The organism is Rhodoferax sp. ZS1R8 (assembly GCF_056521325.1).
Genome location: NZ_JBWMBA010000001.1, coordinates 1,142,353 through 1,167,291 on the forward strand (window position 1 = coordinate 1,142,353; position 24,939 = coordinate 1,167,291).

At 57.1% G+C, this 24,939-nt stretch carries 19 protein-coding genes; 18 read left to right on the forward strand and 1 reads right to left on the reverse strand.

Going from position 1 to position 24,939, the window contains the following annotated elements:
• From AC097P_RS05300 to AC097P_RS05325, 6 genes are all read left to right on the forward strand, one after another.
• Complete coding sequence (locus AC097P_RS05300) at positions 1-1,173, forward strand: porin family protein (RefSeq protein WP_479609311.1); 1,173 nt, start codon at positions 1-3, stop codon at positions 1,171-1,173.
• Between the two features lie 17 nt (positions 1,174-1,190).
• Positions 1,191-2,294: an EpsD family peptidyl-prolyl cis-trans isomerase gene (locus AC097P_RS05305; RefSeq protein WP_479609312.1), complete on the forward strand. Its 1,104-nt coding sequence runs from the start codon at positions 1,191-1,193 to the stop codon at positions 2,292-2,294.
• Positions 2,291-3,109 (forward strand): polysaccharide export protein EpsE, encoded by an 819-nt coding sequence (epsE, locus tag AC097P_RS05310; protein WP_479609313.1) that lies wholly within the window; start codon positions 2,291-2,293, stop codon positions 3,107-3,109. Before AC097P_RS05305 ends, epsE begins: the two co-directional genes overlap by 4 nt.
• 12 nt (positions 3,110-3,121) lie before the next feature.
• Complete coding sequence (locus AC097P_RS05315) at positions 3,122-4,552, forward strand: GNVR domain-containing protein (RefSeq protein WP_479609314.1); 1,431 nt, start codon at positions 3,122-3,124, stop codon at positions 4,550-4,552.
• Positions 4,549-5,490, forward strand: coding sequence for a chain length determinant protein tyrosine kinase EpsG (gene epsG, locus AC097P_RS05320; RefSeq protein WP_479609315.1), 942 nt, complete (start codon positions 4,549-4,551; stop codon positions 5,488-5,490). The genes AC097P_RS05315 and epsG overlap by 4 nt, the downstream gene beginning before the upstream one ends.
• A 468-nt stretch (positions 5,491-5,958) precedes the next feature.
• Entirely contained in the window at positions 5,959-6,987 is a 1,029-nt protein-coding gene (locus AC097P_RS05325) for an O-antigen ligase family protein (protein WP_479609316.1), read from the forward strand.
• Here AC097P_RS05325 and AC097P_RS05330 read toward each other — a convergent pair.
• Positions 6,984-8,309 carry an oligosaccharide flippase family protein gene (locus AC097P_RS05330; protein WP_479609317.1) on the reverse strand — a complete coding sequence of 442 codons (1,326 nt, stop codon included), beginning with the start codon at positions 8,307-8,309 and terminating at the stop codon, positions 6,984-6,986. The genes AC097P_RS05325 and AC097P_RS05330 overlap by 4 nt on opposite strands.
• A gap of 132 nt (positions 8,310-8,441) precedes the next feature.
• Between AC097P_RS05330 and AC097P_RS05335 the strand changes: the two genes are divergently transcribed.
• The 12 genes from AC097P_RS05335 to AC097P_RS05390 all read left to right on the forward strand — a co-directional run bounded on the left by AC097P_RS05335 (position 8,442) and on the right by AC097P_RS05390 (position 24,842).
• Positions 8,442-9,392 carry a glycosyltransferase family 2 protein gene (locus AC097P_RS05335; RefSeq protein ID WP_479609318.1) on the forward strand — a complete coding sequence of 317 codons (951 nt, stop codon included), beginning with the start codon at positions 8,442-8,444 and terminating at the stop codon, positions 9,390-9,392.
• Between the two features lie 8 nt (positions 9,393-9,400).
• Positions 9,401-10,390: a glycosyltransferase family 2 protein gene (locus AC097P_RS05340; RefSeq protein WP_479609319.1), complete on the forward strand. Its 990-nt coding sequence runs from the start codon at positions 9,401-9,403 to the stop codon at positions 10,388-10,390.
• A 16-nt stretch (positions 10,391-10,406) separates the two neighbouring features.
• Positions 10,407-11,618 (forward strand): glycosyltransferase family 4 protein, encoded by a 1,212-nt coding sequence (locus AC097P_RS05345; protein WP_479609320.1) that lies wholly within the window; start codon positions 10,407-10,409, stop codon positions 11,616-11,618.
• A complete protein-coding gene (locus AC097P_RS05350; protein WP_479609321.1) occupies positions 11,615-12,826 on the forward strand; it encodes a glycosyltransferase family 2 protein in 1,212 nt (403 codons plus the stop codon). The genes AC097P_RS05345 and AC097P_RS05350 overlap by 4 nt, the downstream gene beginning before the upstream one ends.
• Positions 12,823-13,953, forward strand: coding sequence for a WecB/TagA/CpsF family glycosyltransferase (locus tag AC097P_RS05355; RefSeq protein ID WP_479609322.1), 1,131 nt, complete (start codon positions 12,823-12,825; stop codon positions 13,951-13,953). The genes AC097P_RS05350 and AC097P_RS05355 overlap by 4 nt, the downstream gene beginning before the upstream one ends.
• Positions 13,954-13,976: 23 nt before the next feature.
• A complete protein-coding gene (locus AC097P_RS05360; protein WP_479609323.1) occupies positions 13,977-14,867 on the forward strand; it encodes a polysaccharide pyruvyl transferase family protein in 891 nt (296 codons plus the stop codon).
• Positions 14,864-15,589, forward strand: coding sequence for a glycosyltransferase family 25 protein (locus AC097P_RS05365; RefSeq protein WP_479609324.1), 726 nt, complete (start codon positions 14,864-14,866; stop codon positions 15,587-15,589). The genes AC097P_RS05360 and AC097P_RS05365 overlap by 4 nt, the downstream gene beginning before the upstream one ends.
• Before the next feature lie 495 nt (positions 15,590-16,084).
• Entirely contained in the window at positions 16,085-17,161 is a 1,077-nt protein-coding gene (locus tag AC097P_RS05370; protein WP_479609325.1) for an acyltransferase family protein, read from the forward strand.
• A gap of 631 nt (positions 17,162-17,792) precedes the next feature.
• Positions 17,793-20,363, forward strand: a complete 2,571-nt coding sequence (locus AC097P_RS05375; protein WP_479609326.1) for a glycoside hydrolase 5 family protein — start codon at positions 17,793-17,795, stop codon at positions 20,361-20,363.
• 42 nt (positions 20,364-20,405) lie between these two features.
• The gene (locus AC097P_RS05380; protein WP_479609327.1) at positions 20,406-22,556 is read left to right on the forward strand and encodes a hypothetical protein; all 2,151 of its coding nucleotides are present in this window, start codon (positions 20,406-20,408) and stop codon (positions 22,554-22,556) included.
• Between the two features lie 23 nt (positions 22,557-22,579).
• The gene (gene galE, locus AC097P_RS05385; RefSeq protein WP_479609328.1) at positions 22,580-23,611 is read left to right on the forward strand and encodes a UDP-glucose 4-epimerase GalE; all 1,032 of its coding nucleotides are present in this window, start codon (positions 22,580-22,582) and stop codon (positions 23,609-23,611) included.
• A 139-nt stretch (positions 23,612-23,750) separates the two neighbouring features.
• The gene (locus AC097P_RS05390; RefSeq protein ID WP_479609471.1) at positions 23,751-24,842 is read left to right on the forward strand and encodes a nucleotidyltransferase family protein; all 1,092 of its coding nucleotides are present in this window, start codon (positions 23,751-23,753) and stop codon (positions 24,840-24,842) included.
• The last annotated feature ends 97 nt before the right edge of the window (positions 24,843-24,939 follow it).

Below are 24,939 nucleotides of genomic sequence, written 5' to 3' on the forward strand. Positions count from 1 at the left end.
ATGACCCAGTTTCCAATCCGCCACCAAACTGTCGTAGCGCTCCTCATTGGCGCCGCGGTAGGCTGTTCCCACGCGGAGGAGAAAGACCCTGAAAGGCTGAAGTTGCGGGCAGGTGTGGCGCACAGCGCCGACGACAATTATTTGCGACTGCCCCGAGAGAAGGCGGTTGCGGATCAAATCGATACGCAAACGCTCGACCTCAACGTGGCATTGCCGTTGGGTCAGCAGCGCGTAGACCTGGAAGCCAGCCTTATCAATAACCGACACCAAACGCTGACCCAATTTAACTTTTTCGGGAAAAACTATCTCGCGGCATGGCATTGGAGTCTTTCACCTACGCTATTGGGTGTGCTCAGCACCAAACACGCAGAGTCGCTGAATTCGGCGGCGGACAGCGTTGATCCTAGTTTGCGCAATAAAAATACGACCGACCTCGATAACCTGACGCTGGGTTACCTGGTGGGCGGCCCATGGCATTTGTTGGGCGAGTATTCCAAAGCCAATTCGACTAACGAACGTGCGTTGCTGGGCATCTCCGATGTCCGTTACGAGTCGTACACAGCGGGCATTAGCTATGCCCCAACCAATAACAACACCATAAGTTATGCACGCCGCGTGGACGCTGGTACCAACACCAGTGCCATCGCCGGAGCAAGCGGATACACCTACAACGGCCATATAGTCATGGCTGCCTACGCGCTGAACACGAATACGTCTGTCAAGGCAAGGCTGGCGTATCTGGAGCAACGGTTTTCCATCGATCCCAAGTTTGACTTCAGCGGTATCACTGGCGGAGTAGATGTGACCTGGCACATCACCGGCAAGACCAGTGTCATAGCGGGTTGGCAGCGCGATCTCAACAGTTTCCAGACGCTGGAATCTACTTATGCCCAGACGGATGCGTACAGCCTTGCGCCAACTTGGCAGGCTCGTCCCACGTTGTCTTTCGGTCTGCAGTTCAAGCAGAGCGTACGGGACGCCCTTGGCAACCCGAACGGCAAAATCAGCATGCGTCGTGACCGTACGTCCGAAAGCGGACTGACTATGTTGTGGCAACCGCGCAAGTATGTAAATTTGCGTGGCTCGATGACACAGGCCAACCGTACTTCGAACGTGGTGGACCAGGACTACAGCACTCAGGTTGTGACGGTTGGCGCCCAATTCATTTTTTGACACTTGTTTCTCAGACTATGCCTATACGCTTCACCCGCTCCCCAATTCTTCGCTCGATCGCCCTGGCTATCGTGCTGCCCTTGCTTCTTGTAAGCTGCTCAAAGAAGGACAAAGCTGCGACGCAGACGGTCGCCATCGTTGATGGGGAAGAGATCTCGGTGCACCAAATCAACTCGGTGCTGTCAAAAGTCAGTGGCGTTTCGCCTGACAGCTTGCCCAAGGTCAAACGGGAAATATTGGACGGGCTGGTAGAGCAGCAACTTGCCATCAATCTGGCGACCAAAACGAAACTTGATCGCAGTCCTGAGGTTGTTTCTGCAATCGAAAACGCGAAGCGGGAAATTATCGCCCGTGCCGCGCTGGAGCACATTCGCAACGCGCAGCCCAAGCCGACGGACGAAGAGGTAAAAGCCTACTTCACAGAACACCCGGAGTTATTCACTCAGCGGCGCATTTTCAACCTACAGGAAATTGCGCTGGACAAATCTACGCCCAATTTGACTGATGTGCGCAACAGGGTTGCCTCGGCCAAGACCATGGAGGAAATCGCCGAGTGGCTAACGCAGCAAGGCATTGCCTTCAAGCCCAGTGCAGGAGCGCGGGCGGCGGAGCAAATTCCATTGGAGGTGCTACCGAAGCTGCACCAGTTCAAGGATGGTCAGATAGGTCTAATCGAGGGTAATGAGGCCCATTTCGTCGTTCGCTTGGTAGCTTCCAAATCCATGCCCATCACCGAAGCCCAGGCGCAGCCAAGGATTAAAGTATTCCTGGCCAATCAACGGGGTGCAGAAGCCATCAAGCGTGAAAAAGACGTGATGAAGGCAAAAGCCAAGGTGGAATACTTGGGGGAGTTTGCCGGGGGTGAAGCAGCGTTCAAGGCAGAAGCGGAGGCTAAAGCCAAGGCCGCAGCAGAGGCCAAACAGGCGTCGGAAGCCAAGGCGAAGGCGGACGCTGAATCGCTCGCAAAACAGAAGGCTGACGACCAAGTCCGCGCACAGACCGAAGCTGAAGCACGATCCAAGGCACGTGCGGATGCGCGAACCAGCGGTGGCAAGGCCTCAGAGCCCGGCGTCAATCCAGCCAACATAAACCTCGAAAAAGGTATCCAGGGACTCAAATGAAAAACTTCGCACGGTGGTTTGCAACCTTAGCATTGGCCATACTTTCTTTGTACGCAAGCACTTCGTCAGCGTTTGCGCAAGAAAGTTTGTTTGAGGATCGACTCGGTCCGGGTGACATCATTCGGATCCAGGTGTACCAGAGCCCTGACCTGACCCAAGAAACCAGGATTCTGGAATCGGGTCAAATCAGCTACCCACTGATCGGTGCGACTAAAGTGGCGGGCCTCACGATCCCAGAAGCAGAAGCCGTGATAGCCAAAGCCCTCAAGGCTGGCGGCTTCATTCAGCAACCGCAGGTCACCATTGCTCAGTTGCAGATTCGCAAAAAAACTGTGACGGTGTTGGGTGCGGTGAGTCGCGCAGGTCTGTACCCGCTGGATGCGCTAAATACCCGTTTGTCGAATATTCTTGCCGCAGCGGGGGGTATCGCACAGGGCGGTTCAGATACGGTGATTCTCACCGGGAAGCGCGACGGTAAACCCATGCGCCAGGAAATAGACGTGGCAGCCACGTACCTTGACAATAAGCTTGGCAATGACGTTGTGCTGGCCAGTGGTGACACCATTTACGTGCACCGGGCTCCAACCTTCTATGTCTACGGCGAAGCTGGCAAACCTGGCCCTTACCGATTGGAACGCAATATGACGGTGATGCAGGCACTCGTCACGGCAGGTGGGCCGACGCAACGCGGAACTGAGCGCAACCTCCGCCTGAACCGCAGACAGGCTGATGGCAGTATCAAAGAATCCAGGCCTGAACTAACGGACCTCGTTCAGCCCGAAGACGTGATCTATGTACGCGAAAGCCTGTTTTAAGGAATCGCCCATATGACTCCTAAACAGCTTCTGCTGATATTGTTTGCGCACCGTTATGTCGCGTTGCTCGCATTTGTGCTGGTGTCCCTGGGTGGGGGCACGTTGACTTGGCTGACTCCCAAGACCTACCAAGCTACAACCGACCTTCTCGTCGATGGTCGAACAGACCCGATTGCGGGTGCAGTTGTTGGAGGAACTAACTATCTTGCAACGCAAATTGCGATCATCCAAAGCGAGCGTGTCGCAATAGGCGTTGTCAAAAGATTGCGCGTGGCGCAAACCCCGGCGTTGATCGAGCAATGGAAAGCAGCCACTCGGGAAAAAATTCCCCTGGAAAACTACTACGCGAACCTATTGCGCAAAGGCCTGCTGGTCGAGCCGTTGCGTTCCAGCAATGTTATTCGCCTAACTTTTGAGGGCACCGACCCCAAGTTTGCTACCGCTGCGGTCAATACGTTCGCACAGGCATACCTGGATCTGACCGTTGATTTGCGTGTGGAACCTGTTCGCCAGTACGCGGACTGGTTTGACGAGCGCCTTAAGAGTTTGAGGGCGAATGTGGAATCTGCGCAGGCAAAGCTGTCCGCCTACCAAAATGAAAAAGGCATCATTGGCATAGACCAGCGTACTGACCAGGAGACCCAACGACTGGACGCACTCACGGCCCAGTTGGTCGCGGTACAAGGTGAAAATTTGGCGATCGGTAGCCGTGAGAAAAATTCTGGTGGCGAGCTGTCGCCAGACATTCTTGCGAGCAACTCGGTTGCAAGTATCAAGGGGCAGCTCAGCCAGGCTGAGGCTAAGTTGAGTGAAATGCGGATCAGCTTAGGCCCCAACCATCCAATGCGTATTCAGCTTGAGGGGCAGATCGCAGAACTCAAGGAACAACTTGGACAAGAAATGCGCCGGGTGACCGGCGGCACCACTGTTTTGCGTAGCACGGCCAGCATGCGAGAGGCGGAATTACGGGGCATGGTCGCAGCACAGAAGGCCCGCGTGTTGGCGCTCCGACAAGAGCGCGACCAGATATCCGTACTGGCGCAAGACGTGGAAGCCGCCAAAGCAATGTACGACTCGGTGCTCAAGCGAAGCAATCAGCTCAATCTCGAAAAGCAGTCTGACCAGGCCAATGTCTCGGTTTTGAGTCCAGCCATTGAGCCGGATATCCCGTTTAAACCTAATCGCTTGAAGTACCTCGCGGCTACGTTCCTTGGTGCTATGGCGGCGGCGTTGGCAGCCGCGTTGGGTATCGAGTTTCTGAACCCCAAGGTCCGCGTACTGGAGGACATCATGGTAGACGACGTACCTGTACTCGGTACGATTGAGCGGCACGGCTCCCACTACTCGTGGGGGCAGCGATTCGTGCTCTTCGGAAAATTCTTCACTCTGCGCAAGAGGCGCAAGGCGATGTACGCCGCAAACCGTACGGCAGGGTTGACATGAGTAATTTGCATTCTCCGTCTTCCTTGTTTCCGAGCGACCTGGAGGCAGACCTCGAAGGTATAGGACGCAAAACAGGGTCCAAGCGTTCGCTTGGCCAAATTCTGGTCGATGCCAAGGTACTGACCCCCGAAAATGCACAGCGCATCAGCGAACTTCAGCGCGAGAAGGGCATTCGCTTTGGCGAAGCCGCTATACAACTGGGTCTGATGAGCGAAGGCGATATCCACTACGCACTGGCACACCAGTACGAATACAGTTATCTACCACGCACCAGTGGTCAGCACACCGATGCCGAGCTAGTGGCCGCCTACCAACCTTTCAGCCATGAGGTCGATCAGTTGCGTACGATACGGGCACAACTAATGTTGCGATGGTTTGACCAGCACAAGGGCCACGCAATGTTGGCCGTAGTGGGGGCTGGTCGTGGAGAGGGGGGCAGCTATTTGGCTGCCAACTTGTCGATTGTTTTTGCGCAAATGGGAGAGCGTACGCTGTTGATCGATGCCGACATGCGCGCGCCGCGTCAGCATGCGCTTTTTCAAGTGAACAACCAGGTGGGATTCTCGAGCCTGCTTGCTGGCCGTGCGGACGTGGCGAGTGCCGTGCACAAGATTCCGTACATCCAGAATCTCGACGTGTTGCCTGCTGGGCCAATTCCGCCCAATCCTCAGGAGTTGCTGAATCGCCCCAACTTGACGGAATTGTTTGACTGGGCTGGCCGAACCTACGACATCGTGCTGATCGACACCTCGGCAACCGCCAGCGGCGCTGATGCCATTATGGTTGCCAGCAAGGCCGGGACTGCACTGGCGGTTGCCCGCGCCCACGCAACAAAAACCAGCGCCTTCAAGGGCCTCCTGGCGGAGTTGAAGCGGTCCAATATCCATGTTGTGGGATCGGTTTTGAATGCACCGCCGCTGATAGATGTCGCGTCGTAGCCTTAGGCGTTACCTGGGGAGGCTGGAATGCCAGAGTACGTAAGGGCACTTATAGTTATTCTTGTGCTCTCGTCAGTGGTCTTCGCCTTTTCCAAAGCCCCAGCTACCGCGGAAGCAATACTGTCAGAAGACTTTGTACGGCGACGCAATGCCTGGTTTTGCATCACCCTAGCGGGGTTCCTGTCGCAGAATTATTGGATATTTGTAGCGATCGCTGCGTTGGTGATCCACCGCGCTGCCAAGAAGGACGCAAATCCGATTGCGCTGTTTTTCTTTCTTTCGTTGGCACTTCCGCAAATCAAGGAAGAAATACCCGGCTTCGCGGGCATACGCTATTTCTTTGCCGTCGACTATGTTCGGGTGCTGACCGCTATTGTGTTGGTTCCGGTGTGCATGAAGGCCAGACGCTTGGCGGTAACCAACCGGTCCAAGGGTTACTGGCCTGACAAGATTCTTGCTGCTTACATCTTGCTCAACTTGGCGTTGCAGACGCAGTATGACGTTGGCACAAACATCGCGCGCTCCGCATTGGCGTGGGGTATTGACGTGGTGGTTCCCTACTACGCCATCAGTCGGTCGGTGAAAGATGTGAAGGGCTTTCGCGATGTGCTGATGAGTTTTGTAGTCGCGGCGATGGTTTCGTCTCTGGTTGGAGTTTTTGAGTTCCTGCGGCATTGGATACTCTACGCGTCGGCAGGTACTGCATTGGGCGTCGTTTGGGAACCTGGGTATTTGGCGCGCGGTGACTTTTTGCGCGCATCGGCCACCAGTGGTCAATCCATCGTGTTGGGTTTTGTCGTGGCGATTGCCATCGGATTTTTTATGGCCCTGCCGCGGTCCGTGCCCAGAAAGTTGATGTATGCCGGTGGCATGCTTTTATTGCTGGCCGGCATTGTGTCGCCCCTTTCGCGTGGACCTTGGGTGGGGCTGGCGCTCATGTTAGTGGTGTTCACTCTGTTAGGCGACAAGCCGATGCAGCGTCTTGCCAAGTTTGGTTTTGCAGCGCTTCCTGTTGGGGGTGCACTGATGTTCACCGACTTTGGTCAGAAGGCCATCGACTATCTTCCCTTTGTCGGAACGGTGGACAAAGAAAACGTGACTTACCGTCAGAATCTGTTTGATACGTCTTTTCAAATTATTCTGGACAACCCGTTTTTTGGGTCTACAGACTATTTGCTTCACATGGAGGAACTGCGCCAAGGACAAGGCATCATTGATTTGGTCAATACCTATCTGATTGTCGGGTTGAACACCGGCTTTGTCGGGCTAGGGCTCTACACGCTGTTTTTTGGCATGGTTCTGTTGGCTGCGTACAAACATATGTCGAAAACCTCGTTCGGCTCGGAATCACATGTCTTGGGGCAAACATTGCTGTCTGTGATGATCGGAGCGCTGGCTATCATCGCCACCGTCAGCCCTATCTATCACGTTCCCTTGTTGCTATGGTCTGCTGCGGCCCTGTGCTTGGCATATTCCACCATCCGGTGGCCGGGCTAGAAGACGGTGTGCTTGAGCGCAGCGCCTACCAATAGTCCGAGAATAACGGCGATCAATGACCTCGCTTCACGCATTGGCGACAGAAGCTTCTCCCTTGCCATTCCGTACCAAAGCACTGCGAAAACCGGCAACTCGGTAGTTGCCACTACCCAAACGACACCGGTGATGCCATAGGAGTGCCATGCCAACGGTATGCCAGCCAAAATCCAGCTTGCCCGGCATACGTTTTGTACAACAGAAAATTTGGGCTTTCCCAGCGCGAAGAGACAGGCTTCACTGGTGCTCAATACTGCAATCATCAAAAGTCTGACGCATAGAATTTGCAGCATCCATCCCGCTGCCTGGTAACGCGCGTCATACATCAGTGCTATTGCATCACCTGCAATGACCATCAGTGTGGCAATGGGCAACACAATAACGAAATCAAACCCGAGCCTGGTCTTGTAAAACACTTCCTTGAGTCGGTGGCGGTCCTGGTTGATGACCCTGCTCAGCGCCGGGTACAGCACAGCGTTGTTCAGCTTGCCGATAACGCCGCTAACAATTTCGCTGATCATGATGGCAATGCTGTAGATACCCAGCATCTTGGCGTCGAGGTAATGCCCCAACAGCATCCGATCGCCCTGCGTGTACACCAAAAATATGGCACTGCTAAGAAATACCCACTTCCCGAAATTAAAGATGTCGCGAAGCGCTGCACGGTCCCAAGCAAACTGATTCCTGATCCCCGGCAAGACCAGGTGCGAACTGGCCAGAAAATATCCGGCGCAGACAACGGAGGCACCAATCATGGCCCCCACACCGGGGTAAAAGTATGCCCACACCACCATGACGATCAATCCCACTATCTCGTTGCTCAGTTCAATGAAAGTCAACCGTCCGTACACCATCTGGCGCTGTTGGCTGTAAACGTTTGTGGAGTTGAATCCGCTGATCGCCATCGTCAACCCCGCCAGCGGAACCAGCCAGACCAAGTCGGGCATGCGGTAAATGAGCGATATGGGATACGCGATCAAACCGGTCACGACGAAAATCATGAAACCGCGGACAACTTTTGCTGTCCACAGGGTGTTTATAAAGTCTGATTCGTTGGCTCTTTCGTGACGGATAGCAGCTGCAGCAAGCCCTGCGTCGGACAACATGCCCAGTGTGTACAGGACGGACCACACAATGGCCATCACACCATAGGCTTCCGGAAATAGCATGCGCGTGAGGATGAGGCTCTTGCCGAGTCGAATCAATTGCCCTGCTCCCACGCTCAGCAAAGTCCAGGAGGATCCTGCTAAGACAGCCCGTTTGAGGGAGGGTAAGCGTTGGTTCATGGGTATTTCTGCCTCTAACTTGTATCGAATTGAAAAAGTGATGCCGTTTGGTGGCTCTAAGCGGCGTAAGCGCGTTGTGGTCGATGATAATTCTTGCTCTCTACGCCGCGACCTCGCGCAACACTCATTGGCATGATCGACGTCTCCACCATCATCGTTAGCTACAACACCGAACACCTGTTACACGAGTGCATAGGGAAGCTGCGCGCTGCATCTGAAAATTTGAAGGTTGACATCACTTTCGTCGACAACGCTTCGAAAGACGGATCGGTCGAGTTGATTACGAACGAGTTTGCAGATTGTCCCCTGATTGTGAATGCGCACAACGTGGGTTTCGGGAGGGCCAACAACCAGGCCCTGCCATCTGCCAGTGGCCGCTATGTCTTACTGCTCAATACCGATGCCTTTGTCGCGCCAGACACGCTTACTAAAACGGTAGCCTACATGGATGCCCATCCCCGGTGCGGCATCCTGGGTGTGCGCCTGGAGGGGCGCGATGGCGAGCTGCAGCCTTGCTGCCGGTATTTTCCAACACCATGGAATGCCTTCCTGCACCGCACTGGGCTCAACCGGCTGTTTTCTGGCGTTCGCATGGTGGATGACATGGGCTGGGGCCATGACAGCGTTCGCTCATGTGATTGGGTGGTGGGTTGCTACTACCTGGTCCGCAAAGAAGTTATAGACCAGGTCGGGTTGTTCGACCCACGGTATTTTCTGTATTGCGAAGAAGTTGACCATTGTTTCGCAGCCAAGAAGGCGGGTTGGGATGTGGTGTTCTATCCTCATACGACGGTCGTGCACCTGGGTGGCGAAAGTGCCAAATCAGATGGTGCCATTACCCAAAGCGGTCGGCAATTGGATGCCCTGCAGGTGGAGAGTGAACTCTTGTACTTTCGTAAGAACCTGGGTTTGGGTGCAATGCTGGGCAGTGTTGCACTGACAGTGGTGGCCGATGGCATCAATCTGATCAAACGTGCGCTCAAACCTGGGGTGGCATTAGGCTTTGCTGGAACGTGGCGGCATGTGGCTCTGGTTTGTACTACGATGGTCCGTACCCGCTGGGCGACCCACTCCACCCGTTGATGCACGCCATGCTAAGCCCAAGCGCCATAGCCGTGGTCGTAATCGGTCGCAACGAGGGAGATCGGTTGAAGGTTTGCCTCGCGTCGGTGTTGAAGGCTGGGGCTGCCCAAACCGTGGTGTATGTCGATTCAGGCTCCAGCGATGGCTCCGCTCACTATGCCCGCGGTCTGGGTTGTGAGGTCGTGGACTTAGACATGTCGCTGCCCTTCACGGCAGCGCGGGCGCGCAATGCAGGCTTTGCGCATGCGGTGGCCTGCCTGCCAGGCCTTGCTTACGTGCAGTTCATCGACGGGGATTGTGAGTTGCTGCCCGATTGGTTGCCGCTCGCGCGAAGCACGCTGCAGGGGCAACCACAGCTTGCTGCAGTTTGTGGACGGTTGCGTGAGCGTTTTCCCGAGAAAAGTATTTACAACCAGCTGTGTGACATCGAATGGAACACTGCTGTCGGAGAGGTGAAGGCCTGCGGCGGCATCGCACTGTTTCGCGCAAGTGCCTTTGCTGCCTGCGCAGGCTTCCTGGAGACACTGATCGCCGGAGAGGAGCCGGAGCTCTGTGTACGGTTGCGAGCCGCTGGATGGAAGATTTTGCGCATCGACGAAGATATGGCCCTGCACGACGCAGCCATGCTGCGTTTCCGCCAGTGGTGGAAGCGGTCCCAGCGCGCTGGCTACGCGTTTGCGGAGGGCGCGTCCCTGCATGGGCAACCGCCTGAACGGCATTGGGTGCGGGAATCCCGCAGTGCAAGGATGTGGGGAGCGGCCATACCGGCACTGATAGCGGTCCTGGCAGTTGCGCTGAGCCCATGGGCCTTGTTACTGCTGCTGGTGTATCCACTGCAGGTGCTCCGTATTTACGGGCGGGTGCGCCACACGCTGCCTGCCGCTGGTTGGTATGCCACCCTACTGGTCGTTGGCAAGCTGCCGGAAGCATGGGGCCAGTTCAAGTTTTTGTTGAACCGCATGCTGGACAAGCGCGCCGTCTTGATCGAATACAAATAATGCGCCGTCCCACGCCATGACCACTCCCATCGCTTACTTCATCAATCAGTACCCCAAAGTTAGCCACAGTTTTATTCGGCGTGAGATTCTGGCGCTGGAGCGTCAGGGTTTTGATGTGCAGCGGATCGCGTTGCGCGGCTGGAGCGACAACGTGGCCGACGTCGAAGACCAGGCAGAAAAAAGCCGCACTCAGTATGTGTTGCAGGGTGGCATGCTGCCGCTGGCGTGGGCCATGCTGCGCACGGCGCTACAAACGCCCTTACGATTTTGGTCGGCTCTGCTGTTAGCTTCGAACATGTCGCGCCATGCTGACCGGTCGCTGCCGTACCACCTGATTTATCTTGCGGAGGCCTGCCGCATGTTGCCTTGGCTGCGATCCCGTGGCGCACGCCACGTCCACGCGCACTTCGGGACCAATAGTGCAGAAGTCGTGATGCTGGTCAATGCACTCGGTGGCCCTGGGTACAGCTTTACCGTGCACGGTCCGGAAGAATTCGACAAACCCCAGTTCATACATCTGGGTGAAAAAATTCGCCGGTCCCGGTTTGTGGTCGCCATCAGTTCCTTTGGTCGCAGCCAACTGTACCGGTGGGTCGAGCACACGTACTGGCAGAAGGTGCAGGTCGTCCACTGCGGTTTGGAGGCGGCGTTTCACAGTGGCGGTCCTTTGGACCCACCAGATGTGCCAAGCCTGGTGTGTGTGGGACGCCTGTGCGAACAGAAAGGTCAATTATTGTTGTTGCAGGCGCTCGCAGCCTTGCGACAGCGCGGGGTTGCGTGTGAACTTGTCTTGGCAGGAGACGGGGAGATGCGGCCGGAGATCGAAGCATTCATTGTGCAGCACAAGCTGGAGCAGCACGTGCGCATCACCGGCTGGATCAGTGGCGCGCAGGTGCGTGAGGAACTGTTAGCTGCGCGCGCCATGGTGCTGCCCAGCTTTGCCGAAGGCCTGCCGGTGGTCATCATGGAGGCCATGGCCTTGCGCCGGCCTGTGCTGACAACAGCGGTGGCCGGCATCCCGGAATTGGTGAGCCATGGCGAAGTCGGTTGGTTGTTTTCGGCAGGGGCTGTTGACGAATTGACTGACGCCATGGCGCAGTGTCTCGCCACCCCAGCATCCCGGTTGGCGACCATGGGCGCTGCTGCACACCAACGTGTATTGCAAAGGCATTCGGTCGACACCGAGGCGGCCAAACTGGCCACCCTTTTTCGCAAGGCCATGGCATGAGCGCTCTGTCGGGCCTGTTGCTCGGGGGCGCTGCGGTGCTCTTGTTGCCTTGCACCGTGCTATTGGTGCAGGTTCTAGCCGCGCTACCGGCTCCCAGACGGGGCCGCCCGGTAGAACTGTCCATTTCGCCGTTGCCCGAGGTCTGCGTGTTGATGCCAGCGCACAACGAGGCCGCTGGTATTGCAGAGATATTGCGGGCGCTCCTGCCGCAATTGGGTGCCCATAAGCGTTTGTTGCTGGTCGCGGATAACTGCACTGACGCTACTGCGGATCTGGCCCGCCGCGTCGTGGCAGACTCCCCTTTCGTCGAGGTGGTAGTGCGAAACAATCCCGAGTTGCGGGGCAAGGGCTATGCACTCGACCATGGTGTGCGGCATCTGGAGGCACGCCCGCCAGCGGTTGTTCTGATCCTGGATGCCGATTGCACACTGAGATCCGGTTCGATCGAAACACTGGCAATGCTGTGCATGACCACTGGGCGGCCGGTGCAGGCGCTGGATTTGATGCAGGCCCCTGTAGGGGGATCCATCAAAACGCGTCTCGCGGAGTTTGCGTGGCTGGTTAAAAATCAGGTGCGTGCGATGGGGTATTTCCAATTGGGATTGCCTTGCCAGTTGATGGGGACCGGCATGGCCTTCACGTGGGCGCACATCAGCAAGGCCCAACTTAACACCGGCCAGATTGTCGAGGATATGCAACTGGGCATTGACCTGGCCCGCAGTGGCACACCACCGCTGTTTTGCCCCCAGGCGCTGGTGACTAGCGTGTTCCCTAGCGCTGCTGAGGGGCTGCAAACCCAGCGCACGCGTTGGGAGCACGGACATCTGGGCGTTATCTTGACCCAGGTTCCGCGGCTTTTCTGGCAGGCGTTGACCCGTGCCAATGGGGCGCTGCTCGCGATGGCGCTGGATTTGTGTGTGCCCCCGTTGGCTTTGCTGACATTGTTGACGGTGGGCAGTTTTGCGGCGGGCGTCGCTCTTGCGCTGGATGGCGCCAGCGTGTGGCCTGCACTGGTGGCAGGCTTGGCAACTGCCATGCTTGCAACGGCAGTCATGCTTGCTTGGTGGCGCTTCGGACGTAGGGTCATCAGCCTCAAGCAGTTGTGCCATGTGCCCCTTTATGTTCTGGCTAAGTTGCCGTTGTATTTCTACTTTCTGGTCAAGCGGCAGAGCGCCTGGGTGCGCAGCAAACGCGATGGTGAACTATGAAGAGCGCAGCGCCTGATTTCCATCGCAATATCCACTGCCTACTGGGCCTGCCTTTCGATGCAGCGACCCTGGAAGAGGCGGTTGCAAAGATACGCAAGGCGATCGATACGCGCAGCCCGTGTTTCGTTTCTACGCCCAATCTAAACTTTTTGATGGCGGCGCAGACGAATGCAGCATTCCGTGAATCTGTCATCCACAGCGACCTGAGTCTGGCCGACGGCATGCCTGTAGTCTGGCTTGCCAAGCTGATGGGAATACCCATACCCGAGCGCGTGGCTGGGTCAGATGTCTTTGAGGCGCTGCGCAATGGCAATACCAAAGGAAAGCCCATCAAGGTTTACTTTTTTGGCGGTCCACCGGGCATCGCAGAGCAGGCGGCGCAACAGATCAACGCGGAAGGCAAGGGCATGGAATGCGTGGGCTTTGCGTCACCCGGCTATGGCTCAGTTCAAGACATGAGTGGAGCCGATGCCCTGGACAAAATCAACCGGTCGGGGGCGGATTTTTTGGTCGTGTCCTTGGGCGCAGCCAAAGGGCAAGCCTGGATACAGCACAACCTGTCGGTTTTGAACGTCCCCGTTGTCAGCCATCTTGGTGCCGTTGTGAATTTTGTCGTGGGTAATGTAAGGCGTGCACCCCGATGGATGCAAAAAACCGGGCTGGAATGGTTATGGCGGGTGAAGGAAGAGCCCGAGTTGTGGCGGCGTTATTTCAACGATGGCCGAGCATTGCTCAAGCTCCTTCTGACCAAAATCCCCTTGGGCCTTGCCTACCAGTGGCGGTACAAAACCCGAGCCAGCAAAGACCAGCAATCGACCTTCCAATGGGTGGAATCCGCTGACGGGACGAACATTCAATTGTTCGGGCGTTGCACGCTGGAAAGTCTCCCCGCATTCCGGTCTGCGTGCCAGCGATGGCTTGCTACGGGGCAGCAATTCACGGTAGATGTCACCCATGTCACCTACATCGACCATGCTTTCCTGGCCACACTGTTGATGCTCCACGCCCATGGACGACAGGATGACCGCCCTATACAACTGGTTTCCACACCGAGTGCCAGCAAACACTGTCTGCATATTTGCACAGAGTTGGGCTTGCCACGGGTTGCCGCTGGCAGCACCGTCTGACTGCATTTCTCATAGTACCTCCCATGCACACCATACAAGATTTGGAACAGTACCTTGCCCAGTTCTCTGGGCAGACCATCGTGTACTGCCCTAACCCCGGCAATGCGGGTGACGGCATCATTGCGAACGCGACCTATCAAGTCTTCGACAAACTGAATATCCGATACGAATACGTTCCGACAGACGTGGATCCGCAGCGCACCGCCGGCAGGGTAGTCGTATATGGCGGTGGAGGAAATCTCGTGCACCCCTATCCGAACGCGCGAGACTTTATCGCACGGCATCACCAGGGCGCATCACGGTTTGTCGTGCTGCCGCATACGATACGCTCGTATCCCGAACTGTTCGAAAAGATGTCTGGCAATGTCGACCTGTTTTGCCGCGATCTGCCTTCCTATGAATTCATGTCGGGCGTCAAAACGCAAGCGAATGTTTACCTGTCGCACGATGTGGCTCTGCATACCAATGTGGAATTGACAATACGGTACCGCTCGGCGCATGAGCAGGAGTACCAGGACAAGGTTTTGCTCTCCCGACGTGTCAAACGGCTGCTGCGTAGCGTATTCCACAGTGTGCGCAATATCCAGCACCCGAAAACGCTCCATGTCTTCCGTGAGGATGTCGAGCGAACAGACGTGGCTATACCGTTTTCCAATGTCGACCTTTCGCAGACGCTGTGCGGCCTGGACATGTCCCCCTTCCACGCGCACGAGACTGCGAGTGCGTTCTTTGCATTCATCCAGCGGCACGACGTGGTCAATACAAACCGCCTGCACGTATGTATAGCCTCGCTGTTGTTAGGCAAAGAAGTGCACTTCTATGACAACTCGTACGGGAAGAATATGTCCATCTACAACTTCTCCTTGAAGGGCAGATTCGACAAACTGACCATGCATACGGAGCAAGCCGCATGACACAAGCCCAGACCTTCCTTAACAGCTTCGACAAAGTCTTTGTCATCAATTTGCCAGAGCGGACGGACAGACGCAAGGCGATCCAGAGTGAGTTAGATTGGATAGGCGCATCCGACCGGAGCAAGATCGAAATCTTTCCGGCAGTCAAGCCCACGGATTGTGGTGGCTTTCCCAGCATCGGTGCTCGGGGTTGTTTTATGAGCCATCTGGAAATTTTGCGTTTGGCACGCGACCGCGGCATGCAGCGGGTTTTGATTGTTGAAGATGATCTGATGTTCAACAACGCCTTGAAGAAGTACCAACAATCAGTGTCGCAGCATATGGCTGGTAACAGCTATGACATCGCCTACCTGGGGCATATGGTCGAATCCCGGAACACGGGCACTATGGTGTTCGAAAAATACGACCAGCCCCTGATGCAATCGCACTTCATTGCGTTCCGGGGCCAAGCGATTGCCCGCCTGGTGGCATTTTTTGAAACCATGCTGCAGCGGCCCGCCGGGCACCCCGACGGTGGCCCCATGCACGTCGATGGCGCCTATTCCACGTTCCGGGCACAAAACCCGGATATCGTCACCCAAGTTGCCATGCCGAATCTCGGGTTCCAGCGGCCTTCACCCAGTGACATCGCGGGTTTCCGCTGGTTTGACAAACTGGCAGGGTTCAAGGAGCTGTCTGCTATTGCACGCCGGGTACGTGTGCTGTGGATGCGCAATGCCTGAGAACCGGGATTCTGTATCGTCAACCGTTCCTGATCTATCCCGTGAGTACAAGCGCTGGTATGCGTGGGACCCCGCACGCTCTTTGCTGGCCAGCCTGCGCAGTTACCAGCGGCACCGCAGGTCGCGCAACCCCTTGCGCAAGGTGATCAAAATGGTCGCCGTGCTCCGCCACCGGTTTTGGAGTGTGGTGACGGGAGCTGATGTGCCTTTGAACTGCACCATCGGTGGCGGACTGTTGATGCCGCACCCCAATGGCATCGTCATCCATCCGGCAGCGGTCATAGGCCCAAATTGCTTGATATTCCAACAAGTGACGATCGGGCATAGAGGCGACGGTGTCCCCAAGCTTGGTGGACATGTTGACGTAGGTGCGGGCGCGAAGCTCCTCGGCCGTATCAGCATCGGGGACCATGCGGCCATCGGCGCCAATTCGGTAGTTTTGTGCAACGTACCCGAAGGGTGTACCGCGGTGGGCGTTCCTGCAAAGTTGGTCTCATGAATATTCACTCTAACGCGGAGGGCGGACAGAACGCCCATGGATCGAAGTCAGCTCTCTACTTTCCATGGTTTGACTGGTTGCGTGCGGCGTGCGCGTGTGCGGTCATGCTGCACCATGACCGCGTGCTGCCTTGGGAGCATGCAGGTGATTTTGCGGTGCAGGTGTTCTTTGCACTGAGTGGCTGGCTCATTGGCGGCATGCTGTTGAAACTCGAGCGCAGTGATCTGCCGCGGTTTTTCTTTAACCGCGCCATTCGAATATGGGTGCCCTACTACCTAGCCGCTGCCCTGCTTCTCGGCCTGAGCGTGCTGCGCGAACCCATGACTGCTAAGTGGGTCGAAATCGTAGTCTACAAGCTGACATTTGTGTACAACCTGTTTGGGACGCCGCAGCTCGCACAGTTTAGAGAGGCCATGCCCCAAAAAGGTACGTTGAGCCACTTCTGGAGCGTCAATGCGGAGGAGCAGTTTTATCTTGTAGCTCCGCTGCTGTTGGTGCTTGGGGTACGTTACTTCGGCCGTACGGTGGTGCTATGGTTCGCGCTTGCGGTGCTGGCCTGGCTGACTAACACCTACGCGGCCATCGTGTTTGGCGTTTTGGCTGCCGTGGTTGTCTCCAGGCACGGCGATGTGCACCTGTCGGTACTGGGTCGATTGGTGGGTGGTGCCGTCCTGCTGCTCTCCGTCGTAGGTTTTGTAGGGGGCATGCACTACGTTGCCATCGCGCCGTTTGCTGGCCTTGCAATCGTCCTTTTGTTGGCAATACCTGCGCCGCAACATCGTATGGGCGCATTGTTCGGAGGCATGTCCTACCCCCTGTATCTGAATCACTGGATTGGTGCATTCGCGTTCAACTTCCTGATGCCCGGCATGCGGGATGCGCCCATCCGACAGGCGCTTTCAGCGGTCGCAAATATAGTGATCGCCATGGCGCTGTACTGGTGGGTTGATAGACGTCTGTTACGCCAACGCGGTGGCTGGTTCTCGCCGCAGCGAGCCCAGGCAGTGACTGTAAGTGCCTACGCCATGGTGGCGGTGGGCATTTGCTACGGCCTGTGGATGCGCAATCATTAGCCGGCCCCCGAATTTATGCATATCGTTACCTCTGTTGCACTCTTCTGGCAACGTCAACCACTTAATTAAGCCAGAATCAACAGTGCTCTGCGGGTAGTTACTTCCTCAACCAAAGTCTGGGTGTGTCGATAAAGTGCCATGAAGATATGGCAGTATGAGAGGAAGATTTTGATGCGCCAGGCCTCAACGTCAATGACGGGCATCAAGTGACCTACTGATAGCAGCATACGAAATACATCCTCAGCCAGGAAGACACCAACGTGAATGGCGCATGCTCGCTCGCGGAAGCGAGCGTGCAATATTTTTTTAGTTCTGTCCGAAGTCTGTAAATGGAAATTACGAGGATGCTGTCCAGAGAGAGCCCGTTGCAGCGCGTTTTGCGATCGCAGTTAGCAGGTTGGGTAGAGACCCACCCAAGTCAAGAGCCGAGATTTCGCACGTTAAAAAAATGTTGATCGGCCTTTGCTGCACCCGAAGTTAAAGCACGGGGAGCGATGTGAACGAGTTCCCCAGTTAGAAAGCCACCAGTACCCACATGACAAGCATCGCAGCAAATGTTCGCAACACGCGAGCGCAGATAAAAAGCAAAGTCTTTGTTCTTCGTCTTTTCTCAGTATCTCTACTCGTGGTTATGTTGTTGGCGTTGACGCAGGTTCGGGCGCAAGCAGCTGCGTCGTTCACCGCCAGCGTAGACGAGAAAACCGGCCTGCCGCAGCTGGTCAAGGGAGGGGCGGCTGCAATGACCCCCTCGTTCGCATTTTGGGGCGCCAAATGGTCTTGGGCAGGCCTGGAAACGGGGGGCGGACTCCAAACGGCCGCGCCGTTTCAGTACGCACTGGCAGGCAAGTCCAAGGCCCTGGACATAGATCTCAGTGTCGATATTCAAAGGAAATCAGAACGGCAGCTGGTCTGGACGCTGAACCTGGATGCCCATACTGCGCGGACAGACGTTGTTGGTGGTGGCATGGTTTTCAAATTTGACCTGACCAACTTCGGCGCCGAAATGGGCGAGCCTGCGCTACTGCCAGAGAACCGCGGCTGGACTTGGGGTCGTGACGGCAAAGCACGGATGGAATTGCGCTTTGATCCCCCTTTGGCAAATGTCTACTTTGAGCAGGGCAAGAAAACCGAGCTGCGTGCCTTCTTTTACAAGGATGCCATTGCGCTCGGAAAACTCCGCCACACTGCGACGCTCACAGTCTCCGGCGATATCAGCCTGGGCGCCACCACCGGTGAGCGTTTTGGCTTAGCAGACCCATCGACGTGGCCGGTGGATAACGTGGACTGGAAAACGGCGCCCGTTGACCTGGCTTTTATGAACACGCCCGAGGCGCCTGCCGGCAAGCGCGGCTTCTTGAAAGCCTCAGGTGAGAGGCTACAGTTCGCCGACGGCACTACCGCCCGCTTTTGGGGTACCAACATATCAGCCTACGCGCTGTACACCACTCCGAAAGATGCTGTGCGTCTGCAAGCCAAGCGTTTGTCGGCACTGGGCTTCAACTTGGTGCGTTTGCACCACCACGATTCTCCCTGGGTCAGTCCGAATATCTTTGGTGACTCCAAATCACCGTCGACCACGCAGCGCCTGAGCGCCGACGCGCTGGACCGCTTGGACTGGTGGATCAAGTGTCTGAAGGAGGAGGGCATCTACACATGGATGGACTTGCACGTGCAGCGGGTATTTAAACCGGCCGACAACATCTACGGATTTGACGAAATACGCAAGGGCAAAGAAGTGGCCGATCTGAAGGGCTACAGCTACGTGAATTCGAGTATTCAAAGTGCGATGCAGCGGTTCAACGAAGCCTATGTCACGCATGTCAATCCCTACACCGGTAAAGCCCACAAGGACGAGCCAGCCATCGCCGCGATGATGGTCACAAATGAAAACGACATCACGAACCACTTCGGGAATGCGTTGCTGCCCGACAAGCAGGTTCCTGGTCATAACCGGCTCTATACGGCGGAGGCCGACAACTTTGCCCGCAGCCGCGATTTACCGAAGGACAAGGTTTGGCGCTCGTGGGAATACGGGCCGTCCAAACTTTTTTTGAACGACCTTGAACGCAGTGTGAATGCCGAGGCCATAGCCCACTTGCGCAGCCTGGGTGTGCAGGTGCCCGTCGCCAGCACCAGCACCTGGGGCGGCAATCCCCTCAGCTCACTGCCTGCTTTAACCGTGGGGGATGTTATCGATGTGCACGCCTATGGGGGACAAGGGCAGTTGGACAAGAACCCGTTGACCACACCCAACCTCGTGCATTGGATGGCCGCCGGTCATGTGGTGGGCAAGCCCCTGACCGTCAGCGAGTGGAATGCGGAGCCGTTCCCCACGCCCGACCGGCACACCCTGCCATTGTTTGTGGCCGGCGCCGCAAGCCATCAGGGTTGGGACGCGATGCTGCAATACGCCTACACCCAGGAGGCCTCTACCGGACCGGGTAGCGCGTCCAACTGGCATGCGCACAACGACCCGTCTCTATTGGCCACATTGCCAGCCGCAGCGCTGATGTACCGGCAGGGCCATGTGCACGAGGCGACCACCACCTATGTTTTCGAGCCGGGTGCTGAAATGCTGTTCAACCAAGCCCTGTCGCCGACCAATGCCGCTGTGCTGCGAACGGCAACGCAGCTAGGAAAATTGCAAGTAGCCATGCCGCAAAGCCCGGCACTGCCATGGCTCGTCAAAGCCGCGCCCGTGCCTGGCGCCACGGTACTGCGCGATCCGGCTGCGTCGGTTTTGCAGCCGGGTGCTACCGAGGCAACCACCGATACCGGTGAGATCACCCACAACTGGGGCAAGGGCACGTATGTGATCAACACGCCGCGCACCCAAGCCGCCATGGGCTGGCTGGGTGGCGAGGTCATCACACTCAAGGACGTCACCATCAAGACCCGTACACGCAATGCCACGGTGGCTGTACAGAGCCTGGACGGTGTTGGCATCGCGCAGTCGAAAAACCTTTTGATTTCGCTGGGCAGCCGTGCAGTGCCGCGTGGCAAAAACCAACTGCCTTTCAGCGTGGAGCCGCTGGAGGGCGAAATCCGAATCCGTGCCCCCAAGGGCCTCACATTGAGCAAACGGGATATGCAGCAGCAATTCAAGGATGTCGCCATGGCCTACCGCGATGGCATTTACACCATACCGCTGGACAACACACTACAGACAAATTGGCTGTTCATGCGTGGCACACAACACTAGATGGAGAACGAAGTAATGACCGTGACAGCGATGAGAAGACCTATGGATACACACAGAGTCAGGCTGTTTGGATTGAGCGCGCTGTTGAGCGTATGGATGGCTGCCTGTGGTGGCGGGGGCGGCGCAGGGCCCGCGCAATCCCCCGTACCCCCACAGGCGATCGGGTCCGAGCCGACCAACATGCCCGAGCAAACCGATCTCTCGCCATTGACCGCACCGTCGGTGCAACGTGTCGGCATAGGCATTGGAGCACTGAGTTATTACGACCGCAGCTTTGCGATGGCGGATGTGGGCCGGCAATCGCAATTGCGCGGTCTGGATTGGTCGTATGACGTGTCAGCCGACGCAAATGGGGACCCGGGTAAAGACTTTCAACTGATTTTCTCGTCCACCAAAATCGCGTCCGGTACTTACAAGCTGGTGTTCTCTGGACGGGCCACGGTGACTGTCGGAGGGGGCGCTGGCACTGTGAACAACGCGGCCTACGATGCCGCAACCAATACCACCAGGGCGGACATTGTTCTGGGTAGTGATGCTACCGGCAATGTCTGGCTGGTGTTCAGGGATACTTTCCGAAACGCAACATCTCCCAAGGGGGACGGGGTTGGCCGCATCCGGCTGTGGCGTCCAGGGTACGCGACGGATGGGTCGGCAGTGTTCACAACAGAATTTGTGACCGCGATGCGCAAGTTCAAGCTGATCCGCGGCATGGACTTTGTCAGCGCCAACACCAATCCACAAAGAAGCTGGTCCGAGCGTACCCGGCCCAACTTCTTTGGCTACACCGGTGACAACGGGCAAAGCTGGGAGCTGCTGATTGCATTGGCCAATGCAACCAACCGGGATGTATGGCTGAATGTACCGGCACGCGCGGACGATGACTACATCCGCAAACTTGCGCAGCTGGTCAAATATGGCAGTGACGGCAATATGCCTTACGCCAGTGCGCATGCCAATCCAACCTATGCACCACTTAAGCCCGGGCTGCGGGTCTATGTTGAATACGGCAACGAAGTGTGGAACTCTGGACCGGGTTTCAAGGGCTTTGGCTGGGCCCTGGCGCTGACAAACGCGAACAGGCTTGATGCGAACCATCCCATTGCTTTCGACGGTCTCCAGACCGACCAATACCTGGCGCTGCGACGTTGGGTCGCCTACCGGTCATCGGCCATCAGCCTCACATTCCGCGACGTGTTTGGCGATGGCGCCATGATGGCCACCGTGCGCCCTATATTGGCAAGCCAGTCTGGTAATGCCAATAGCTATCTGTCCACCGGCTTGGCATGGGCGCAGGCGTTCTATGGTGAAATCCGCACCGCCGGGGCGTTGAACGCTGAAGTCCGCAAGCCAAGCGACATCTGGTATGGCGGTGGAGGTGCGGCCTATTACGACGCTGCCGTCCATCCCGGGGACGCGTCTGTGGCTACGCTGGATTCCTACTTCACAACTCTGCCCACACCGACGTTCGGGAGCGTCTCTGCCATCGACTCCACTTGGACCCACGGCTACGGTATTAAGTATGTAGCCTATGAGGGCGGGCCTGGCCCAGGGGGCACCTCCGTTGGTGGGACGACTGCGGGCGGAGTAGCTCCGGTCTTTAACAACGACCCGCGCATGAAGACTCGTATGTTGTCCGCGCAGGACATCTGGGACCAGGTCGGCGGCGACGAAATGGTGTACTACGTGTACAGCAGTTCTGCCCCCTGGAGTTTTACCAACGAGTTGTCGCAGCAAACCGCGTCGGACACCAATTCGATCAAAATGCAGGTGATCGACGCCATCAATGCAAAAGCCAAACCCGCTCCTACGCTGGGCAAGCTGGTGCCTGCAACGATATATCTGAAGGATCCCACATCCCAGGCTATTGGTGCTGATACGGCTGCCGGCATATTGAGTGGCACCGTGTACCGTATGCGGCCGGGCAGCAACCAGTATATTTTGCTGCCTCTGCGGGTCGCCACGGCGGGCATTTACCGTATTTCGCTCAACACAGAAGGGAAGGTCTCAGGGTCTGTGGCTGTGCATGTCAACGGCATCAACCGTGGCACCATCGGCATCGGTGTCAACGGCAGTGACAGCGGGGCACCAGGTTCGAAAGTGGCAGTGAGCCTGCCTGCTGGTCTGTCCGTGTTGCGCCTGGAATCGCCCAGTGGCGCGGCAGATATTTTGGTCAAGGACGTAGTGGTTGAATAGGGGCGGCGCGGCGCAGTAAGAATATGAAGAAAAGCATCTTGGTCACCGGCGGCGCCGGATACATCGGCAGTCACACCTGCGTGGAGCTGCTCAACGCTGGCTACACGGTCACCGTCGTGGACAACTACTGCAACAGCAAGCCCGAAGCATTGAACCGGGTGGAGCGCATCACTGGCAAAACGGTTGCCCGCGTACAGGGCGACGTGCGGGACCGCGCGGTACTGGAGGCTGCACTGCGCAGCAGCGGCGCCGAAGCCGTCATCCACTTTGCCGGCCTGAAGGCGGTTGGCGAGTCTGGCGAAAAGCCGCTGGCCTACTACGACAACAACGTCGTGGGCACCCTGCGTTTGCTGGAGGCCATGCAGGCCTGTGGCGTCAAGACCCTGGTCTTCAGTTCGTCCGCCACGGTGTATGGTGCCCCGCAGTTCCTGCCGTACACCGAAGAACACCCTTTTGCTCCGACCAATCCCTACGGCCGCACCAAGCTGATGGTGGAAGACATACTGCGCGACGCCTATGCCAGCGATGCCAGCTGGCAGTTTTCGATACTGCGCTACTTCAACCCGGTCGGAGCCCACGCCAGCGGCATGATCGGCGAAGACCCGCAGGGTGTACCGAATAACTTGATGCCCTTTGTGGCCCAGGTTGCCGTAGGCCGACGCGAGTTTCTCAGCGTCTTTGGTGACGACTACGACACGCCAGACGGCACTGGTGTGCGCGATTACATCCACGTAACCGATTTGGCCGAAGGTCATGTGAAAGCCCTGCAGTGGATGGCGGGCAGCAAAGGCGGCCTGTGCCGTGCTTTCAACCTCGGTGCCGGCATTGGCTACAGTGTGCTGGAACTGGTGCGCGCCTTTGAAGCCGCCAGCGGCAGGGCAGTGCCCTACCAAGTGAAGCCGCGCAGGGCTGGCGACCTGGCGGGCTTTCATGCAAGTGCAGATGCCGCCAAGCAGCTGCTGGGCTGGCAGGTGAGCCGCGATCTGCAGACCATGTGTGCGGACACCTGGCACTGGCAGAGCAACAACCCCCAAGGTTATCCCGACGCGCACTGAGCCGCGCAACGGTTGTGCACTGCAACATAGTGTCACAACTTAAAGGGCAAACGGTCATGTGCCAGCGGTAAACTCGCTGCCCTCAGGGGGCTGCGCAAGAGCCCTCTTCAATTGCAGGGAGCGAAGTTTGACAAAAGGCATGATTCTGGCCGCAGGGCAGGGCACCCGGGTGCGCCCTCTGACCAAAGACCTACCCAAACCGATGGTGCCCATCCTGGGCAAGCCGGTGATGGAGTACCTGATCGAACACATGGCGCGCCACGGCGTGCGCGAGATCATGGTTAATGTGGCCTACCACCACCGCAAGATCGAACACTATTTTGGCGACGGTAGCCGCTGGGGTGTGGAGATCGGCTATTCATACGAAGGCGTGCTGGACCACGGTGACATCCTGCCGCGCCCCCGCGGCTCCGCTGGCGGTATGCGCCATATCCAGGACTTCTCGGGCTTCTTTGACGAGACTACATTGGTGTTGTGCGGCGACGCGCTGATTGACCTGGACATTGGCGCTGCCGTGCGCGAGCACAAGGAGAAGGGCGCCATGGCCAGTGTGGTGGCACTCGAGGTGCCGCGCGACCAAGTTCCCTATTACGGAATGGTGGTGTCTGACGCCAACGGACGGGTGCAATCGTTCCAAGAAAAACCGCGTCCTGAAGAGGCCAAGTCCACGCTGGCCAGCACCGGCATCTATCTGTTTGAGCCCTGCGTCGTGGATCTGATCCCCGAGGCACAGAATTTTGACATTGGCTCGCAGCTCTTCCCCATGCTGGTGGAGCAGCAATTTCCCTTCTTCGTGCAGAACCGGTTTTTCAACTGGATCGACATCGGCCGGGTCAGTGACTACTGGTCCGTTCTGCAACGTGTCCTGCGCGGCGAGGTAGCCCACATGAACATGCCCGGCCGCGAGGTACGCCCTGGCGTGTGGGTGGGGCTCAATACCCGCATCGACTGGGACCACGTCGAGATTGAAGGCCCGGTTTATATTGGCTCCAGCGTCAAGATCGAACCCGGCGCGCGCATCGTCGGCCCCGCATGGATCGGCCATGGCAGCCACATCCGCGCTGGCGCCTCAGTCACACGCTGTGCGCTGTTCGACTACACCCGCATCGGCCAGGGCATGGCGTTCGCGGAAATGATAGTGTCGCCGGACTACTGCGTGGACAACAAGGGCGGCACCGTCTACCGTGGAGACGACAACTGCAAGCTGCGCTGGAGCGACGCGCGGGCCTAAGACCTGGAGAGTGCTACAAATTTAGTAGCTGCTTACGCTTGTCCCACGAGGGCTAGCGGCCGATTGAGCTTATGAATTTTCGACGGAACAGGGTGCA

What these genes read in the sequence shown, in the direction of transcription:
- AC097P_RS05300 (WP_479609311.1), top strand. Translation starts at nt 1, where the DNA reads ATGACCCAGTTTCCAATCCGCCACCAAACTGTCGTAGCGCTCCTCATT.
- AC097P_RS05305 (WP_479609312.1), top strand. Translation starts at nt 1,191, where the DNA reads ATGCCTATACGCTTCACCCGCTCCCCAATTCTTCGCTCGATCGCCCTG.
- epsE (WP_479609313.1), top strand. Translation starts at nt 2,291, where the DNA reads ATGAAAAACTTCGCACGGTGGTTTGCAACCTTAGCATTGGCCATACTT.
- AC097P_RS05315 (WP_479609314.1), top strand. Translation starts at nt 3,122, where the DNA reads ATGACTCCTAAACAGCTTCTGCTGATATTGTTTGCGCACCGTTATGTC.
- epsG (WP_479609315.1), top strand. Translation starts at nt 4,549, where the DNA reads ATGAGTAATTTGCATTCTCCGTCTTCCTTGTTTCCGAGCGACCTGGAG.
- AC097P_RS05330 (WP_479609317.1), bottom strand. Translation starts at nt 8,309, where the DNA reads ATGAACCAACGCTTACCCTCCCTCAAACGGGCTGTCTTAGCAGGATCC.
- AC097P_RS05335 (WP_479609318.1), top strand. Translation starts at nt 8,442, where the DNA reads ATGATCGACGTCTCCACCATCATCGTTAGCTACAACACCGAACACCTG.
- AC097P_RS05340 (WP_479609319.1), top strand. Translation starts at nt 9,401, where the DNA reads ATGCTAAGCCCAAGCGCCATAGCCGTGGTCGTAATCGGTCGCAACGAG.
- AC097P_RS05345 (WP_479609320.1), top strand. Translation starts at nt 10,407, where the DNA reads ATGACCACTCCCATCGCTTACTTCATCAATCAGTACCCCAAAGTTAGC.
- AC097P_RS05350 (WP_479609321.1), top strand. Translation starts at nt 11,615, where the DNA reads ATGAGCGCTCTGTCGGGCCTGTTGCTCGGGGGCGCTGCGGTGCTCTTG.
- AC097P_RS05355 (WP_479609322.1), top strand. Translation starts at nt 12,823, where the DNA reads ATGAAGAGCGCAGCGCCTGATTTCCATCGCAATATCCACTGCCTACTG.
- AC097P_RS05360 (WP_479609323.1), top strand. Translation starts at nt 13,977, where the DNA reads ATGCACACCATACAAGATTTGGAACAGTACCTTGCCCAGTTCTCTGGG.
- AC097P_RS05365 (WP_479609324.1), top strand. Translation starts at nt 14,864, where the DNA reads ATGACACAAGCCCAGACCTTCCTTAACAGCTTCGACAAAGTCTTTGTC.
- AC097P_RS05370 (WP_479609325.1), top strand. Translation starts at nt 16,085, where the DNA reads ATGAATATTCACTCTAACGCGGAGGGCGGACAGAACGCCCATGGATCG.
- AC097P_RS05375 (WP_479609326.1), top strand. Translation starts at nt 17,793, where the DNA reads ATGTTGTTGGCGTTGACGCAGGTTCGGGCGCAAGCAGCTGCGTCGTTC.
- AC097P_RS05380 (WP_479609327.1), top strand. Translation starts at nt 20,406, where the DNA reads ATGGATACACACAGAGTCAGGCTGTTTGGATTGAGCGCGCTGTTGAGC.
- galE (WP_479609328.1), top strand. Translation starts at nt 22,580, where the DNA reads ATGAAGAAAAGCATCTTGGTCACCGGCGGCGCCGGATACATCGGCAGT.
- AC097P_RS05390 (WP_479609471.1), top strand. Translation starts at nt 23,751, where the DNA reads ATGATTCTGGCCGCAGGGCAGGGCACCCGGGTGCGCCCTCTGACCAAA.